The organism is Microbacterium kribbense (assembly GCF_039537285.1).
Lineage (GTDB): Bacteria > Actinomycetota > Actinomycetes > Actinomycetales > Microbacteriaceae > Microbacterium > Microbacterium kribbense.
This window is the reverse complement of sequence record NZ_BAABAF010000007.1, coordinates 210453-228157: the sequence shown is the minus strand read 5'-3', so window position 1 is coordinate 228157 and position 17705 is coordinate 210453. Positions and strand designations below refer to the sequence as shown.

The following is a 17705-nucleotide window of genomic DNA, read 5'->3' as shown; positions in this document are numbered from 1 at the left end:
GATCACGTCCCCGGTGACGCCGGCAGTGCCGGGGACGCCCCGGCGGCATCCCATCTCTCCCGCCACGAGCGCGATTGGCCGGCGCGCACCAGACACACCACCAGCAGCAGCCATCCCGCCCCGAACAGCGTGAAACTCTCGAACAGCGAGTTCGCCAGCAGGGCGACCAGCATCAGCGGTGTCCACGCATAGATCACCGAGCGCCGCTCGCCGGCGACCAGCCACGAGCGGATCACGGCGATGCCGGTCATCGCCAGGAACAGGAAGAAGCCCACCCAGCCCACCTGCAGCACCAGGTCGGCATAGGAGTTCAGGGCCGTCGTGTAGTGCTTGCCGAGCGAGATGTTCACCAGCACGAACGGGTACTGGTCCTGCGGCCAGGGACCGAACCAGCCGAACCCCTGCACCGGATAGAACCGCACGTAGAACGACAGCACGCGCCACAGATTCGCACGGATCGAGAACTCCGGCCCGGCCGCGGCGATCAGCTGATGCCGGGCGATGTACGCGGTGGCAAGCCCCACCACGGCGACGCCGGCCACCGTCCACTGCAGCGTCATACGGTTGTGCGGGCGCACGTGGCGCACCGCCGCCAGCACGGCGGTGGCAAGCCCCACGCCCACCGCCACCACCAGCACCGTGGGGGAGCCCGACAGCACCGCGAGCACACCCGCCACGACCACCGAATAGACCGCGCGCGCGGGCGTGACCGACGAGGTGCGCCACTCCACCACGAACGTGATCAGCGCCAGCACCGCCACGAAACCCAGCATGTTGCGGGTGCCGAAAATGCCCTCGGCGGGCCCGAACCGGGTGATGTTGCCGGGGATCCCGAACAGATGCACGGGCGTGCGCATCAGGATGCCGATGACGATCTCCAGCCCCAGCGAGATCGACAGCAGCCAGCGCATCACGTCACCCAGCGCCCGTGCCGTCTGCAGCGTGTCGCGCACATGCCCGATCACGATCGCCAGGAACGCGATGCCCAGCAGCGCGACCCAGCCGGTGACGGTGTCGGACGCCGAGGTGCTCCAGAAGACGCTGATCAGCGTCCAGGCGAGGAACACGCTCAGCGACACCGGCAGCAGCCGCCACAGCGAGAGCTCGCGGTGCCGTGCCACGAGGATGCCGCCGCCGAGCAGACACAGTCCGGTGATGATGGTCAGGAACGTGACCTGGCCCGCCAGCCAGCCGATCGCGTGCGAGCAGAGCACGGCGCCCATCGCGGTGAGCGTGAACGCGCGGGCCAGGGCGGCGGAGCCCAGCAGTTCGACCAGGTCACGCCGTGCCCCGCCGCCACCGGCTGCCGTGCTGCTCACCGCGCGCGTCTCTGCTGTGCGGGCGCCCGCTGTCCTCGCTCGGCGACGGGTGGCGACTGCTCGATCAGGCCGCCGCCGACGTACGGCGCCTGCTTCATGCGGAAGCAGAACATGACCATGAACAGCCAGCCCCACTCCATCAGCGGACGCGACTCGACCAGACCCTGCATCAGCAGCACCGTGGCCACGAGCACCGGAAGCAGGCTCAGCACCGAGTAGGGCCGGTCGCGGTGCAGATCCCACCGCGGCCGATCGACGGCGAAGAACCAGGAGCGGCAGAGGAAGGCGAAGTAGGTCAGAGCCAGCAGCGCCACGCCGATCGCACCCAGCTGGAACAGCGAGTCCACCCACATGCTGTGCGCCACGAACACGGTCAGATCATGGTCCATGATCCAACCCTGGAAGTGCGGGTCCCAGGGCAGCCACGGCGTGGCGAAGCCCCACCCGGTCACCGGCCGCTCGTGCGCCTTCGCCAGCACCGCCGTCCAGATCCGGCCCCGACCGGTCAAGTCGTCCGAGCGCCCGAGCAGGCCGAACAGGCGGTCGCGCAGCAGCCACGCGGTGACCAGCCCCGCGGCGCCGATCAGGAGGAACACCAGGCAGCGCAGGCTGCGGCCGCGCGCGGTCCGCGCCGTGCGCATGATCAGGACCATCGCGAGAACGACGGCCGTGGCCACGGTCGCGAGGTAGATGCCGGCCGAGCCCGCCCGCACCAGCAGCAGCGCCGACACCGCGGTCCAGACGCCCAGCTCGATGCGGCGCCCCCGCCCCGAGGCGGCGAACTGGACGGCGAAGACGCTGATCGCCAGCAGCGCGGCGGCGCCGAGCAGATTGGCGTTGCCCATGATGCCCTGGATGCGGCCGCCGTCGAACAGATTGCCACGCACCCAGTACAGCTCGGCAGGCACCTTGCCACTGGGCGCGGTGATGAAATCGGGGAGGATCGGATGCCGGAGCACGACCGCGACCCACAGTTCGATCAGCAGTGACAAGCCGATGACCCACTTCATCGCGGTCACCAGCGCGCGGATCAGTTCGCGCCAGGTCAGCACGTCGGCCACGAACAGACCGTGCAGGGTCGTGGCCGCCAGCACGCTCCAGGTGATCAGGGTGGTGCTCGGCCACGCCGTCCAGATCACCGACAGCGCCGCCCAGAGCACATAGGCCAGCACCAGCCAGGGCAGCCGGCGCCAGCTCGGGTCGCGTCCCGCACCCTCGGCCGCGCGCGCGCGCTGCACGAGCGTCCACACGACGATGGTGACAGCGCTGCACAGGCCGATCAGGGCTCCGAGCAGGGCCGGTCCGAGCAGGTTGTTCCAGCCGCTGGCGATCAGCGCGACCAGGAGCACGAACACGCACCACGCGCGCACCAGCAGATGCCGGGTCCGCTCGCGCGGGGGCGGTGCCGGGGCCGCGGCGGTGGGGTGCGAGGAGAGGGCTGCCATCGTGGGTCTCAGGGTACCGTGCGCACCTGGCCGTTCCCATCGCCCACCCGTCGCAGACGGTCCGGCGCAGCCGCCGGCGCGCTTCGTTATCGGAAGGCGACACGCCGTCGGCGCGTCGCAAAGGTTCAACACCGGGGTGAGGCTTTACGCTTTGCGACTTGACCTCTCGGAATGACACCGGTGTAATTATGTGCAAGCGCTGATCGCGTGGGGGGAAAGTAGTTTGGAGAACGAGATGACGGGCGCACAGTACCGCTCAGGCGTTCCCGAGGATTGGTTCGTCGATCCGGTGAGCCTCGGGGTGCCGGGAGTCCGGCACCCCGTGGAAGAGGACAATCCGCTCGCTTGGCAAGCCGATGCGCTGTGTGCGCAGACCGATCCGGAAGCGTTCTTTCCGGAGAAGGGCGGCTCGACTCGCGATGCGAAACGCGTCTGCATGTCGTGCGAGGTTCGGGCCCAGTGCCTGGAGTACGCACTGCAGAACGACGAGCGATTCGGCATCTGGGGCGGTCTCAGTGAACGAGAGCGCCGCAGGCTGAAGCGCATGGCCAGCTGACGGGCGGCGGCGCGTCGGGCGATCAAGCTCGACTGCGCCGCCTATGCTGTCCAGGTCATGCCCGCCAGAGTCCACGCCATCCTCGTCGTGCGCCCGGACGCGCGCGCACCCGCCGCGCACCGCCTCGAGCGGATGCTTGCGGCGCTTCGCGCGCAGACCCGTCCGGTCTCGGCGCTGACGATCGTGCTGTGCGGTGAAGACGCGGATGCCGCGGCGTTCGCCGCCGGCTCGGGGGCGCAGCTCGTGCTGACCGCGTCGCGTACGACCGGCTTCGCCGCGGCGGTGCACCTGGCATCGCGCAGCCTCGACGGCGACGCGGTATGGCTGCTCGCGCAGGACACCGTGCCGGAACCGGGCACCCTCGGCCACCTCGCCGACGCGCTCGAACTGGCCCCGTCGGTGGCGGTGGTCGCGCCCAAGCTGGTGCAGGCGGGCGACACTGCCCGCATCGTCTCACTCGGCGTCAGCACGACCCGCGTGGGGCGCACGGTCGGGCTCGCCGACGGAGAGTACGACCAGGGGCAGCACGACGGCACCGAGGACGTGCTCGGCACCGACGTGCGCGGCATCCTGGTGCGCGCGGCGGCGCTGGCGCAGCTGCAGGGCCTGGATCCGGCGCTGGGCGGCGCCGACGAGGGCCTCGACCTGGGTGTGCGCGCCCGCCTGGCCGGCGGCCGGGTCTGCGTGGTCTCGGCCGCCCGCATGGCCGTGCACGGCGACGGGGTCGCCGGCCTGCGCGGCGTGCCCGCCACGCGCAGCGCGCACAACACCTATGCACGTCGTCGGGCGCAGCTGCATCGGCGGCTCGCATATGCGCACGTGGCCTGGCTGCCGCTGCTGTGGCTGTCGACCCTGCCGACAGCGCTATGGCGCACGGTCGTGCAGCTGATCGCGAAGACGCCCGGGCGCATCGTGCCCGAATGGGGGGCCGCGCTGGTCAGCGTCGTGCGGCTGGGCGCCGTCGCCCGCGCCCGTGCGCGGATCCGGCGCGCGCGCCGAGTCTCCTGGAGTCAGCTGGCGCCGCTGCGCGTGACACGCAGCCAGCTGCGCACCGGCCTGCACCCCGACCTCGATTCCAGCGAGACCGGTGCCCCGCGCGGCGACCTGCGGTTCTTCTCCGGCGGCGGCGCCTGGGCGGTGCTGGCGGCAGGCGTGGTGTCGGTGGCGGTGTTCCCCTCGCTGCTGGTCTGGCCGGCTCTGGGCGGCGGCGCGCTCGCGCCGCTGCGCTCGACGGTGGCACGGCTGTGGGCCGATGCCGGGTTCGGACTGCGCCCGCTGGGGCTGGATGCCGTCGGGCCGGCCGATCCGTTCTCGTCGGTGGTCGCGGTGCTCGGCACGCTGTGGCCGGGTGACCCGTCGCGCATCCTGGTCCTGCTGTGGATCCTCGCGCTGCCGCTGGCCGTGCTCGGCGCCTGGTTCGCCGCAACCCGGCTGACCGACCGCTCGGCGCTGCGCATCACCGCCGCGGTCGGATGGGCGCTGGCACCGACGTTTCTGACCGCGCTGACCCAGGGGCGTCCGGCCGCCGTCCTGGTGCACCTGCTGCTGCCCTGGCTCTTCTACGCCGGTACCGTCGCGCACCGGTCATGGGGTGCGGCGGGTGCGGCATCCCTCGTCTTCGCGGCGGTCGTCGCCAGCGCGCCGTCGCTGGCGCCGGCGCTGGTCGCCCTGTGGGCCGTGCTGCTGATCGCGATCGGCATCGCCCGCCGCGGCGTCGGCCTCGTGCGGGTGATCTGGCTCATCGTGCCGGCGATCGTACTGAGTGCCCCCCTCGTGCTGGCCCAGCTGCGCGCCGGCAACGCATGGGGCCTGCTGGCCGACCCGGGTCTCGTCTGGGCGGGCCCGCAGGTCAGCTCCGACACCGGCGGCCGGCTGCTGCTTGCCGCCGGCTCGCCGACCGCCGACCCCGGCGGGTGGGCGCGGCTGCTCGGCTCGGGCGGCTCGTGGCCCGCCGGCGTTCCGGCGGCATGGCTGCTGGTGCTGCTCGCGCCGCTGGGCGTTCTGGCGCTGCTGTCGGTGTTCACCCGGCGCTGGCTGGCGGGCGCCGCGATGCTGCTGGTCGCGCTGGCCGGAACGGGCACCGCGCTGGCGGCGGTCGGCATCGCCGTCTCGGTCGTCGACGGGGCGGCCGTGCCGCTGTGGCCCGGCGCCGCACTGAGCCTGGCCTGGGCCGGGGTGCTCGGTGCCGCCGTGCTCGCCCTCGACACCGGCTTCGCGCTGCGAGTGTCTCCCGACGCCGACCGGGCGCTGCCGGCGGGGCGCACCCGCGCCCTGGGCGCCGCCGTCGTGATGCTGACGCTGGCCGTGTTCGCGCTGCCGATGCTGACCGCGCACCTGCGCGGCCAGTCCGACCTGGCCGATGGCCCCGCCTCGACGCTGCCCGCGTTCGTGACGGCCGAGGGCCGCAGCAACCCCGACATCGGCACGGTCGTGCTGCACCCGCTGCCCGCCGGCGCCGTCGGCGCGCAGGTGGTGTGGGGCGAGAGCGCGACCCTGGGCGGTCAATCCACCCTGCTCGCCACGAGCACGCGGATCTCGGCATCCGACAAGTCAGTGGCCGCGCTCGCCGCCGACCTGGTCACGCCGACGTCCTCGGATGTCGTCAGCCGCTTGCGTGCGGACGGCATCGGGTTCGTGCTGCTGGCGCCGGCCGAGCCGGGCGCCGATCTGTCTCGGGCGCGCCGGCTGACGGCAGCCACGGCACTGAACCAGCGCGACGGGCTCGACGCCGTCGGCAGCACCACCAAGGGCGACCTGTGGCGAGTGACGGATGCCGTCACCCCGCGTGCGCCGGCGCCCGGCGGTGTGAGCGCCACGGCGCAGGGCATCGCCGCGGCTCAGCTGATCGCGATCGCGGCCGCACTGCTGCTGGCCGTGCCCACCACCGCCTCGCGTCGCCGCGCCCGGCATCGCCCTCGCGTCGTGGGCCGACGCGGCACGGTCCCGGCGGCGGCGCCGCCGGCGTTGCAGGTCGCGCCCGACGCGACACTCATGCCGGCGGTCGCCGCCGGACCGGTCTCGCCCGTCGGCCGGCCCGAGTCCGAACTCGCCGACGCGGCGCGCCGGCCCGTCACCACTCCGGCGGCAGCCGATGAGGAGGGATCATGACCCGTGCATCCCGCATCGGCGTCGCCGCGCGCTTCACCGCCGGCGGTGTGATCGCCGTCGCCGCCTCGGTCGCCATCGCCGGGGGCGTCGCGTTCGGCTGGATGCCGCACACGGCGACCCCCCTCTCGCAGCAGGTCGCACCGACCGCCGCCGACGCCGTGCTCACCTGCGCCGGCCCGCTGCTGGCCATCGGCCGCGATGCCACCGCGGCCGCCGAGATCGCCGTCGCCGGCAGCGCGCGGGTGACCTCGGCCGGCGACGAGCTGCGCACGGATCGGCTGGCCACCACGGGGATGCCGGCCCAGGCCGGCCCCACCCGGCTGGTCGCCGCCGCCGCCGGCCGGACGGTCCCGCACGCCGCGGGAGCGGCCTCCGCATCCGTCACCTCACCGGATCTGAGCGGATTCGCGGCATCGGCGTGCACGCCGGCGCTGATGCAGTCCTGGCTGGTCGGCGGGTCGTCGGCCACCGGCGCCGCCGACATGATCCTCCTGGCCAACCCCGGCACCGTCGCCGCCACGGTCGATCTCGTGCTGTACGGCCCGGACGGCCCGCGCCCCGGCGGCGCCGGGTCGAACATCATCATCGCGCCCGGCACCCAGCGCGTGATCCCGCTGGCGGGGCTCGGCCTGGATCAATCCGCCCCGATCGTGCGCGTCACCGCCACCGGTGCGCCGGTGCGCGCATCGCTGCAGTCCAGCATCACGCGGGGGCTCGCGCCCGGCGGCGTCGACCAGTCGGGTGCGATCGCCGCCGGATCGACCATGCAGGTGATCCCCGGCGTGCGGGTCACCTCGGCGCCGCAGGACCAACCCACCACGATCGTGCGGATCGTGTCGCCGGGCGCCGCCACGACGGCATCCGTCACGGTGCTCGGACCGCATGGCCCGATGGGGCCGGCGCAGCAGGTCCCGCTGGAAGACGGCGGGCCGATCGAGCTGAAGCTCGACGACCTGATGCCCGGCACCTACACCGTCGTCGTCGGCGCCGCCCATCCCGTCGTCGCCGCGGTCTGGCAGGCCACCGGCACTGGCGGCGGCTCGGACTTCGCCTGGGTCAATTCCGCGCCGACCCTGACGGCCGCCGACGGCACCCTGTTCATGGTGCCGGCCGGCCCGGCTCCCGCCCTGGCCGTCGCGGTGACCGGCACGCAGCCGGCCACCCTCACTCTCACACCGGCCGCCGGCGGCACCGCGCAGAAGGTGAACGTCGCGGCCGGCCAGACGGCATCCCTGGCCGTCAACGCAGGCACCGCCTACCGGCTGATCGCGACCGGCCCGGTGCAGGCCGCGGTCACCTTCGCCGGGCCGGATGCGTTGGCATCGTTCCCGGTCGGCGCGCAGGACGTGGCATCCGCACCCGTGGTCGTCTACCCGTAGGTGCATTGAGCTGCTGGTCAGCCCATGACCCGCTTGGTCAGGGCCGCGATATCGCGGTCGAGCACTTCGAAGCGCGAATCCATTTCGTGGTGCAGGTGGTCGATGCGGGCGTTCATGGCGTCGAACTTGGTGTCGACGGCCTCGAATCTCACGTTCATCTCGCGACGCAGACCACTGAGCTCGATCCCGGTCTTGCCGATCTCGGCGCGAAGCGCAACGGTATTGCCTGCCATCGTTCGTGAGAGGAGCGTTGTCATCAGCGTCATCCCGCCGATCATGATCGTCGTGAAGACGCCCAACAGCACCCAGGTCTGAGGCTCGGTCACGATGTTCACCCCTTCATTGTCGCCGACTCCTGCCGATAATGCCACGGTGGCAGGCCGCACCACCCGTGCTATCGCGCCAACTGTGGAGAGCCGACACGGACCGGGATGCTGGGGAGGAGGCGCGATACCAGCCGCAGGCCAGTAGATCAAAACTCAGAATCGGAAGCGCTCGGGCCCGAGGTCCCACGGATCGCGGCCGAGGTATTCGGCGGCCGCGCGGAACACGCAGCTCTCGATCTCGACGCGGCGGTGCAGATCATCCACCCGGTGCAGCCGGCTCAGCCGCTCGATCGGGATGCGGTAGAGGACGACCCGGTGGCCCTTGCGGTCGATCAGCCAGCGCGGGATGCCCTCGGTGTCGGATTCGGCCGGCATGTCGGCGACCTCGAAACCGACATCGCGCAGCTCTTCCCACGCGGAGCGCAGGAACTCGGCGGCCGTGCCGACGGTCAGATCGAACCGGTCGAAGCGGGTCTCCAGCGGCGGCAGCGGGGGACGGACCACGGGGCTCCGGCCCTGGCGCCCATGCCGCCCGTGGCGAGCGGGCCGGGGCCGTGCCGCAGCCGGGGACTTGCGCCGCATCATGCGTCCATCCTAGGCGGCGCGCCGGGGCGGTCGGCGGCACCTGCGGCACTACCGTGGAGAGCAAATGCGCCAGAGACTGTGCTCCAAGGTGGGGTGTGCCCGCGAAGCGGTGTCGACCCTGACCTATGACTATTCCGACCAGATGGCGGCGATCGGCCCGCTCGGCCGCGAGGGCGACCCCCACGCCCACGACCTGTGCGCCCTGCACACCGAGCGGCTCTCCATGCCGCGCGGCTGGATGATCGTGCGGCACGAGACGCTGCAGCTGTAAGGCGTGGCAGCCGGCGCGTGATCGTGCCGGCCGCCGTCGGCCGCCCGCCGTCGCGGTCCCCGTCCGCCCTCCGCCGCCCGCACAGGGTTCGGAGGATCGTCCGAAGTTCGGAGGGGTTTCGCCGGATCCGTCCGAGGTTCGTGCGATTGTCCGAAGTATGGGAGCGCACGGCGCCAGGGCACGGGCTCCCGGGCGGCCGTGGGAGAATTGCCGGATGCCGACATCCCTCCCGCAAGCCCCCGCACGTCCGCTCGACTACCGGGTCGCCGACCTGGCGCTGGCCGGCGCCGGGCGCCACCAGTTGCGCCTGGCCGAGAACGAGATGCCGGGGCTGATGGCGTTGCGCGCCGAGTTCGCCTCATCGCAGCCGCTGGCCGGCGCGCGCATCGCCGGCTCGCTGCACATGACCGTGCAGACCGCCGTGCTCATCGAGACTCTGGTGGCTCTGGGCGCGCAGGTGCGCTGGGCCAGCTGCAACATCTTCTCCACCCAGGACGAGGCCGCCGCCGCGGTCGTGGTGGGCCCCGGCACCGTCGCGCAGCCGGCCGGAGTGCCGGTGTTCGCGTTCAAGGGCGAGACCCTCGCCGAGTACTGGGACTTCGCCGAGCGCATCTTCGACTGGTCGGCCGAAGGCTTCGACGGCCCGAACCTGATCCTCGACGACGGGGGAGACGCCACCCTGCTCGTGCACAAGGGCGCCGAGTTCGAGAAGGCCGGGCGGGTGCCGGATGCCGCGGCCGGCGACTCCGCCGAGTACGGCGTCATCCTCGACCTGCTGCGTCGCAGCCTCGCCGCCGACCCGCACCGGTTCACGCGCATCGCCGACGGCCTGCTGGGCGTGACCGAGGAGACCACGACCGGCGTGCACCGGCTCTACGACCTGGCCGCCACCGGCCGGCTGCTGTTCCCGGCGATCAACGTGAACGACTCGGTGACCAAGTCGAAGTTCGACAACATCTACGGCATCCGCCACTCGCTGCCCGACGGCATCAACCGCGCCACCGACGTGCTGATCGGCGGCAAGGTCGCCTTCGTGGTCGGCTACGGCGACGTCGGCAAGGGCGCCGCCGAGGCGCTGCGCGGCCAGGGCGCCCGCGTGATCGTCAGCGAGATCGACCCGATCTGCGCGCTGCAGGCGGCGATGGACGGTTTCCAGGTGGCGCGGCTGGAGGACGTGCTCGAGAAGATCGACATCCTGATCACGTGCACCGGCAACACCCACGTCGTGCGGCTCGAGCACCTGCAGGGCCTGAAGCACCTGGCCATCGTGGGCAACGTCGGCCACTTCGACGACGAGATCGACATGGCCGGGCTCGAGGCGCTGCCGGGCGCCGTCAAGGTCGAGATCAAGCCGCAGGTGCACGAGTGGAAGATGCCGTCGGGCCGCAGCATCCTGGTGCTGTCCGAAGGCCGGCTGCTGAATCTGGGCAACGCGACCGGGCACCCGTCGTTCGTGATGAGCGCCTCGTTCACCAACCAGGTGCTCGCACAGATCGAGCTGTTCACCCGAACCGATGCCTACCCGACCGCGGTGCACACGCTGCCGAAGGTGCTCGACGAGAAGGTCGCCCGCCTGCACCTGGACGCGCTCGGGGTGCGCCTGACGACGCTGACCGATGAGCAGTCGGCATACCTGGGGGTGCCGGTGGACGGCCCCTACAAGCTGGACATCTACCGGTACTGACCCGGCGCGTCAGCGCGGCGGGACCAGCCGCGCGACGCGCTCGTTCTCCAGCATCAGCGCCGCGTACTCCCGGTCGCGGCGCAGCGCCACGACGCCTCGCACGAAGGCCTCGGCATCGGCGGTCGGAACCGGGGCGACGAACGGCGTGACCTCGGCGGCGAGGGATGCCGCCAGGCGGGCGCGGGGCACGGCCTGCATCTGCGCGGCCTGCGCGACGAACTGCGCGCAGCGGCGGGCCAGCGGGTCGGGCAGGCGCGACACGTCCGCGATCTGCGCCCAGCCGGCCAGGATCGGCGGCTGGCCGGGGGCCGCCGGCGGCAGCACCGGGGTGCGGGTGCGCTGGCAGTAGGTGCCCGCCATCAGATCGCCCAGGCGCTGCGAGCGGGGCGTGAACGCGCCGACCAATGCCGCGATCGCGCCGACGCTCATCCAGATCTCGAGCACCCCGACCAGGGCGCGGATCAGCGCGTGCCGGAACCCGGCGGCGCCGCCGTCGGCGCGCACGATCCGGCCGCCGACGGCCAGCCGGCCCAGGCTCCGGCCGCCGCTGAGTGTTTCCACCGCGGTCGGCAGTACGACCGTGACCAGCACGATGACGACGATGCCCAGGATGCCCGAGGCACTCGCATCCACAACGCTCTGCCCCAGCATCCAGCTCGAGGCCCATGCCAGAAGCAGCAGCACCGCCACGCCGACCAGCAGGTCGATCAGGGTGCCCACGGCGCGCAGGAAGAAGCCCAGCGGCTGCACGTCCAGCGCGACCGCCTCGCCGGTGAGGACCTCATCCGGCACGATCGTGATCGGATCGGCCATGACCTACAGTGAACCACATGGACCTCGACGCCCTCACGGCCGCGCGTGCGGCGGAGTGGCAGCGGCTGGACCGGCTGGCCCGCGCCCGCCGCCTGACCGGCGCCGAGGTCGACGAGCTGGTCACCCGCTACCGTGCGGCCTCGGCCGACCTGGCCGACATCAAGACCAGCGCGGGACGCACCACCACCGGCGACTACGTGTCGACGATCCTGGCCCGGGCCCGGCTGCGGCTGACCGGCAGCGGCACCGACACGCGCTCGGCGCTGCCGCGGTTCTTCCTGCGCCAGCTGCCCGCGGCGCTGTACCGGCTGCGATGGACGACGCTGGCCGTCGCGCTCGGCTTCTTCGTGATCGGCACCCTGGTGGCGATCTGGATCTCCACCGATGCGCAGGTGCTGGCGGCCCTCGGCAGCAAGGCCGACCTGCAGTACTACGCGGAGCACTCGTTCACCGACTACTACCGCGAGAACCCCGCCGCCGTGTTCGCCGGTACCGTCTGGAGCAACAACGCGTGGATCGCCGTGCAGTGCGTGCTGTTCGGGATCAGCGGATTCTGGCCGCTGTATGTCGTGATGCAGAACGCCGTCGGCGTCGGCACCGCCGGCGCGGTGATGATCTCGCTCGGGCACGGCGACGTGTTCTGGCAGTTCATCGCCCCGCACGGAATGCTGGAGCTGACGAGTGTGTTCGTCGCCGCAGCCGCGGGCCTGCACGTGTTCTGGGCATGGGTGGCGCCGGGGCGCCGATCGCGGGCCGCCTCGCTCGCGGCCGCCGGCAGAGCCCTGGTGACCGTCGCGATCGGGCTCGTGTTCAGCCTCGCCCTCTCGGGCCTGGTCGAGGGGTTCGTCACGCCGCAGCACTGGCCGTGGCCCGTCAAGGTGGCCCTGGGCGCGCTGGCGCTCGCGGTCTTCCTGACCTACATGCTCGTCGTCGGGCGCCGCGCGTATCGCGCGGGCGAGACCGGCGACCTCGCCGAGAGCGAAGCCGGCACCCCCACCCTCGTCGCCGGCTGAGGCCGGCGGCCCGGGGGAGCGGCTCGACCCAGAGGGTCTGGGCCGGCCCGGGCTGGGCCCCGCCCGCGGGCAGAACTCCTCCGATTCGGGCGCGGACCGTCGAATTCGGGGCTTTTCCGCGCGCGGGCGTCGATTTCGAAGGAGTTCTGGCCGCGCCGGCCCGAGCACACGCTGCGTCCACCATTATTTTGTTTTGATCAAATGAAAGCTAGACTGGGGGCATGCGCGCACCGATCTACGACATGGATGCCGCGATGGCGATCCGCGGCGCGGGGTTGCGCGTGACCGGATCCCGCACGGCGGTCTTCGACGCGCTGCGCGAGCACCCGCACGCCAGCGCCGAAGACGTCTATGGCGCCGTGGCGCCGCAGCTGGCGCATCCCAGCCTGCAATCGGTGTACAACGCGCTCGGCGACTTCGCCGGCGCGGGTCTCGTGCGCCGCATCGAACCGGCCGGGCACCCGCAGCTGTTCGAGCTGCGGGTGGGCGACAACCACCACCACCTCGTGTGCACCGACTGCGGTGCCGTCGCCGACGTGAACTGCGTCGTCGGCGAGGCGCCGTGCCTGGCGCCGGGCGACGATCACGGGTTCATCGTGCGCGAGGCCGAGGTCACCTTCTGGGGATCATGCGCCGCGTGTGCAGCCCTGCCGGCCGCGCCCGGCAACGCCAGAGAACACTGAACGAAGGGAACACCATGACCGACAACCTGATCGACCAGCCGGACGAGGGCGTCATCCCCACGCCCACCGACCGCGAGCAGGCCGAAGCCGAACAGCAGACCGAGACGCAGGCCGGCGCCTGCCCGGTCTTCCACGGCGAGTCCCAGCCGGTCGCGACGCCGAACAGCGCCTGGTGGCCGGGGCGGCTGAACCTGCGGGTGCTGGCGAAGAACCCGCCCGCGACCAACCCGCTGGGCCCCGACTTCGACTACCGCAAGAACTTCGAGAACGTCGACCTCGCCGAGCTGCGCCGCGACATCGAAGAGGTGCTGACCACGCCCCAGGACTGGTGGCCGGCCGACTTCGGCAACTACGGCCCCGCGATGGTGCGGATGGCCTGGCACAGCGCGGGCACCTACCGCGTGACCGACGGCCGTGGCGGCGGCAACTCCGGCCAGCAGCGGTTCGCCCCGCTGAACAGCTGGCCCGACAACGTCGGCCTCGACAAGCCGCGCCGCATCCTCTGGCCGGTCAAGAAGAAGTGGGGCAAGCAGGTCTCGTGGGCCGACCTGATGATCTTCGCCGGCACCGTGGCGATGGAGCAGATGGGGTTCACCTCGTTCGGCTTCGCCGGCGGCCGGGTGGATGCCTGGGAGCCCGACGACGACGTGTACTGGGGCGCCGAGACCACCTGGCTCGGTGACGGCAAGCGCTACGAGTCCGGCAAGGAGCGCGACCTCGAGAACCCGCTGGCCGCGACCCAGATGGGCCTGATCTACGTCAACCCCGAAGGGGTGGGCGGCAACCCCGACCCGATCGAGCTGGCCGGCGACATCCGCGAGACGTTCAAGCGGATGGCGATGAACGACGAGGAGACCGTCGCCCTGATCGCCGGCGGGCACACCTTCGGCAAGACGCACGGCGCGGGATCGGCCGATCACGTCGGCGCCACGCCCGAAGAGGCGGGCCTGGAGCGCCAGGGCCTGGGCTGGCACAGCACGTTCGGCACCGGCAAGGGCGACGATCAGATCGCCAGCGGCCTGGAGGTCACCTGGACCTACCACCCGACGCGCTGGGACAACGAGTTCTTCCACATCCTGTACGCCTACGAGTGGGAGCTGATGGACAGCCCGGCCGGCGCCAAGCAGTGGCGGCCGAAGGACGGCGGCGGCGCCGACATGGTGCCGATGGCCCACGACGCCACGAAGCGCCGCGAGCCGCGCATGCTCACCAGCGACCTGTCGCTGCGCTTCGACCCGATCTACGGACCGATCTCGCAGCGGTTCAAGGACGATCCGGATGCCTTCGCCGACGCGTTCGCGCGGGCCTGGTTCAAGCTGACCCACCGGGACATGGGCCCGGCCAGCCGGTACCTCGGCGAGCTCGCCCCGACCGAGGAGCTGATCTGGCAGGACCCGGTGCCCGCGGTCGACGGCGAGCTGATCGGCGCCGCCGACGCGGCGACCCTGAAGGTGCAGATCCTGGACTCCGGCCTGACGGTCTCCGAACTCGTGGCCACGGCGTGGGCGTCGGCGGCATCCTTCCGCAACAGTGACAAGCGCGGCGGCGCCAACGGCGCGCGTCTGGCACTGGCCCCGCAGAAGGATTGGGCGGTGAACAACCCCGAGCGCTCGGCCAAGGTGCTCGACGTGCTGCGCGGCATCAAGGCGCAGTTCGACGCCACCGGGGCGCGGGTCTCGCTGGCCGATCTGATCGTGCTGGCCGGCAACGCGGGCGTAGAGAAGGCGGCCGCGGACGCCGGTCACCCGGTGTCCGTGCCGTTCCGGCCCGGTCGCACCGACGCGGTGCAGGAGAAGACCGACGTCGAGTCGTTCGCCTACCTCGAGCCGGTCGCCGACGGGTTCCGCAACTACGTCGGCCCGCTGGCATCCGCGTCCGGACTGCCGGCCGAGCACCTGCTGGTCGATCGGGCGAACCTGCTGAACCTGACCGCGCCCGAGATGACGGTGCTGGTGGGCGGGATGCGCGCACTGGCGGCGAACTGGGACGGCTCGTCGTACGGCGTGTTCACCGAGCGTCCCGGCGTGCTCACGAACGACTTCTTCGTCAACGTGCTCGACATGGGGACGCAGTGGGAGCCGCTGGACCCGGGCTCGCACGCGTTCGCGGCCACGGACGTGGCCACCGGGGCGAAGAAGTGGATCGGCACCCGCGTCGACCTGGTGTTCGGCTCGAACTCCGAGCTGCGCGCCGTCGCCGAGGTCTACGGCGCCGATGACGCGGGCGACAAGTTCGTCGCCGACTTCGTCGCGGCCTGGACCAAGGTGATGGAGCTGGACCGCTTCGACCTGGAGTGAACCGGCGCGCCACGGCCGGTGTGCGGACGCCGTGGCCGTGCCTTGCGACAGCGGCCCGCCCCCTTCGGGGAGCGGGCCGCTGTGCCGTTCTGGCTATGCCGGCAGCCGGTCCATCGTCGGCGCCAGCAGGGCGCGGTGCAGGATGCCGGCGATCGCGCCGCCGACCAGCGGGAACACGATGAACACCCACAGCTGCGACAGCGGACCGAGCCCGCCGTAGATCGCCGCCGCGATCGAGCGTGCCGGGTTGACCGAGGTGTTGTCGATCGGGATCGAGATCAGGTGGATGAGCGTCAGCGTCAGGCCGACCGCCAGCGGGGCGAAGCCCATCGGCGCCCGCCGGCTCGTCGACCCGGTCACCACGAGCACGAACACCGCGGTCAGGATGATCTCGATGCAGATCGCGGCGCCGATGCCCCAGCCGCCCGGCGAGTGATCGCCGAAGCCGTTGCTGGCGAATCCCGCCGACTGCGCCTTGCTGAGCCAGCCCTCGGGGCCGAACAGGCCCACCAGCACCAGCAGGGTCGAGCCGACCAGGCCGCCGACGATCTGGGCGACGATGTAGCCGATCACGTCCTTCCAGGCGAATCTGCCGGCGATGGCCATGCCGAGTGTGATCGCCGGATTGAAGTGCCCGCCTGAGATCGGGCCCCACGCGTACATGCCGACCACGACGGTCAGACCGAACGCGAGGGCTATGCCGAGGTGCCCGACGCCCTGCGGCGTGCCGAGGCCGCCGACGGCGAAGTCGGATGCGTACAGCGCCGTGCCGACACCGCCGAACACGAGGACGAGCATCCCGAGCCCCTCCGCGATCATTCGGGTGACCAGGGGCGGTGCTGCCAGGGGAGCGGAATCCGACATCGAACGACCTTTCATCATTCTCGTCAGGTTATCAGCGGGCCCCTGCCGCGCCCGCGCCGGCTACAGCCGCCCGGCGGCCTTCAGCTGCAGGTACCGGTCGGCGATGCGCGGGGGCAGTTCGTCGGGTGCGTCGGCCACGACATCGGCGCCGGCCCGGCGCACCGCCGCCGCCACGCGCGCGGCGTCGGCCAGGGTCTGCTCGGCCGCCGCCGCCCGGTAGACCTCGCCGACGGTGCCGCGCGCCCGGGCGCGCTCGGCAAGGGCCGTATCGGTCACGGTGCCCACCAGCACCTGTGTGCCGGCGGTCACGCCCGGCAGCGAGCCGAGGAACCCGCGCGCGGCGTCGGGCTCGTCCTGCGCCGTCAGCAGCACCAGCAGCGACGGGCGCACCGCCAGGGCGCGCAGCTGCGCGAATGCGCCGTCCCAGTCGGTGTCGATCAGGCTCGGCTCCACCGGCGCCATCGCGTCCACCAGAGCCGGCAGCAGCGCCTCGCCGTCCACGCCCGACACGCGCGCCCGCACCAGACGGTCGAACATGATCACGTGCACGTGGTCGCCGGCCTGCGCGGCCAGCGCCGCCAGCAGCAGCGTCGCCTCGATCTCGGCATCCAGCCGCACGCCGTCGCCGACCCGTGCCGCCGAGGTGCGGCCGGTGTCGATCACGACGACGACGTGCCGGTCGCGCTCGGGCCGCCAGGTGCGCAGCATGGTCGTGCCGGCGCGCGCGGTGGCCCGCCAGTCGATCGAGCGCACGTCGTCGCCGCGCACGTACGGCCGCAGGCTGTCGAACTCGGTGCCCGGCCCGCGGATCAGCACGCTGGTGCTGCCGTCCAGCTCGCGCAGCCGCGCCAATCGTGACGGCAGATGCCGCCGGGCGGTGAACGGGGGCAGCACCCGCAGCGCTCCGCGCGCGGGGAGGCGCGCCTGACGGCCGGCGAGGCCCAGCGGGCCGTTGCTGCGCAGCACCACGAACTGCGACACCAGTTCGCCGCGCCGCCGCGGCCGCAGCGGCACCGCGACGCTGATGGACTCGTCCGGCTCCAGCTGCACCGGAATGCGCTGGGCCGGCGCCCCGGCGGTGGGCTGCCACGCATCCCGCAGCAGGCCGCGCACGCGGCGGCCGCCGACCGCGCGCAGCCGCAGGGTCTGCTCCACCCGGCTGTGCAGCAGCGCCCGCCGCGGCAGCTCGCGCTGCACCCGCACCCGGCGCGGATCGGCCGCGGCCGCGGCATCCGCGCCCGCCGTCACCAGGCACAGCACCAGCCATCCTCCGGCGACCCACCACGAGTCCAGCCCGGACAGCACGATCACCGGGATCACCCCGAGGGCGATCAGAGCGGGCAGGCGACCGGTGACGAACAC

15 protein-coding genes are annotated in these 17705 nt (G+C 72.4%); 8 read left to right on the top strand and 7 right to left on the bottom strand.

What is annotated here, in order from left to right; translation table 11 throughout:
- Positions 1-2 precede the first annotated feature (2 nt).
- Positions 3-1319: an O-antigen ligase family protein gene (locus ABD705_RS10510; RefSeq protein ID WP_344783299.1), complete on the bottom strand. Its 1317-nt coding sequence runs from the start codon at positions 1317-1319 to the stop codon at positions 3-5.
- Positions 1316-2764, bottom strand: a complete 1449-nt coding sequence (locus ABD705_RS10505) for an O-antigen ligase family protein (RefSeq protein WP_344783297.1) — start codon at positions 2762-2764, stop codon at positions 1316-1318. The genes ABD705_RS10510 and ABD705_RS10505 overlap by 4 nt, the downstream gene beginning before the upstream one ends.
- 235 nt (positions 2765-2999) lie before the next feature.
- On the opposite strand from ABD705_RS10505, the gene ABD705_RS10500 reads away from it, so the two are divergent.
- The 3 genes from ABD705_RS10500 to ABD705_RS10490 are packed head-to-tail and all read left to right on the top strand — an operon-like array spanning position 3000 to position 7807.
- On the top strand, positions 3000-3320 hold the full coding sequence (locus ABD705_RS10500) for a WhiB family transcriptional regulator (RefSeq protein WP_344783295.1): 321 nt from the start codon (positions 3000-3002) through the stop codon (positions 3318-3320).
- A gap of 57 nt (positions 3321-3377) precedes the next feature.
- On the top strand, positions 3378-6428 hold the full coding sequence (locus ABD705_RS10495) for a glycosyltransferase (protein ID WP_344783293.1): 3051 nt from the start codon (positions 3378-3380) through the stop codon (positions 6426-6428).
- A complete protein-coding gene (locus tag ABD705_RS10490; RefSeq protein WP_344783291.1) occupies positions 6425-7807 on the top strand; it encodes a DUF5719 family protein in 1383 nt (460 codons plus the stop codon). Before ABD705_RS10495 ends, ABD705_RS10490 begins: the two co-directional genes overlap by 4 nt.
- 17 nt (positions 7808-7824) lie before the next feature.
- Here the strand turns inward: ABD705_RS10490 and ABD705_RS10485 are convergent, their stop codons facing one another.
- Both ABD705_RS10485 and ABD705_RS10480 read right to left on the bottom strand, forming a co-directional pair.
- Positions 7825-8142 (bottom strand): hypothetical protein, encoded by a 318-nt coding sequence (locus tag ABD705_RS10485; RefSeq protein ID WP_344783289.1) that lies wholly within the window; start codon positions 8140-8142, stop codon positions 7825-7827.
- Between the two features lie 144 nt (positions 8143-8286).
- Complete coding sequence (locus ABD705_RS10480; RefSeq protein ID WP_344783287.1) at positions 8287-8637, bottom strand: metallopeptidase family protein; 351 nt, start codon at positions 8635-8637, stop codon at positions 8287-8289.
- Between the two features lie 145 nt (positions 8638-8782).
- On the opposite strand from ABD705_RS10480, the gene ABD705_RS10475 reads away from it, so the two are divergent.
- Together ABD705_RS10475 and ahcY are read left to right on the top strand one after the other, a co-directional pair.
- Positions 8783-8989 carry a DUF3499 family protein gene (locus ABD705_RS10475; RefSeq protein ID WP_344783285.1) on the top strand — a complete coding sequence of 69 codons (207 nt, stop codon included), beginning with the start codon at positions 8783-8785 and terminating at the stop codon, positions 8987-8989.
- A 214-nt stretch (positions 8990-9203) separates the two neighbouring features.
- Entirely contained in the window at positions 9204-10673 is a 1470-nt protein-coding gene (gene ahcY / locus ABD705_RS10470) for an adenosylhomocysteinase (RefSeq protein WP_344783283.1), read from the top strand.
- A gap of 9 nt (positions 10674-10682) precedes the next feature.
- Here ahcY and ABD705_RS10465 read toward each other — a convergent pair whose 3' ends face one another.
- On the bottom strand, positions 10683-11486 hold the full coding sequence (locus ABD705_RS10465) for an RDD family protein (RefSeq protein WP_344783281.1): 804 nt from the start codon (positions 11484-11486) through the stop codon (positions 10683-10685).
- Between the two features lie 17 nt (positions 11487-11503).
- Between ABD705_RS10465 and ABD705_RS10460 the strand changes: the two genes are divergently transcribed.
- The 3 genes from ABD705_RS10460 to katG all read left to right on the top strand — a co-directional run bounded on the left by ABD705_RS10460 (position 11504) and on the right by katG (position 15479).
- Positions 11504-12499: a stage II sporulation protein M gene (locus ABD705_RS10460; RefSeq protein WP_344783279.1), complete on the top strand. Its 996-nt coding sequence runs from the start codon at positions 11504-11506 to the stop codon at positions 12497-12499.
- A 221-nt stretch (positions 12500-12720) separates the two neighbouring features.
- Positions 12721-13182, top strand: a complete 462-nt coding sequence (locus ABD705_RS10455; RefSeq protein ID WP_344783277.1) for a Fur family transcriptional regulator — start codon at positions 12721-12723, stop codon at positions 13180-13182.
- A 14-nt stretch (positions 13183-13196) separates the two neighbouring features.
- Positions 13197-15479, top strand: coding sequence for a catalase/peroxidase HPI (gene katG / locus ABD705_RS10450; RefSeq protein WP_344783275.1), 2283 nt, complete (start codon positions 13197-13199; stop codon positions 15477-15479).
- 93 nt (positions 15480-15572) lie between these two features.
- Here the strand turns inward: katG and aqpZ are convergent, their stop codons facing one another.
- Positions 15573-16343, bottom strand: coding sequence for an aquaporin Z (gene aqpZ / locus ABD705_RS10445; RefSeq protein WP_344783273.1), 771 nt, complete (start codon positions 16341-16343; stop codon positions 15573-15575).
- 60 nt (positions 16344-16403) lie between these two features.
- Positions 16404-17705, bottom strand: a complete 1302-nt coding sequence (locus tag ABD705_RS10440) for a DUF58 domain-containing protein (RefSeq protein WP_344783271.1) — start codon at positions 17703-17705, stop codon at positions 16404-16406.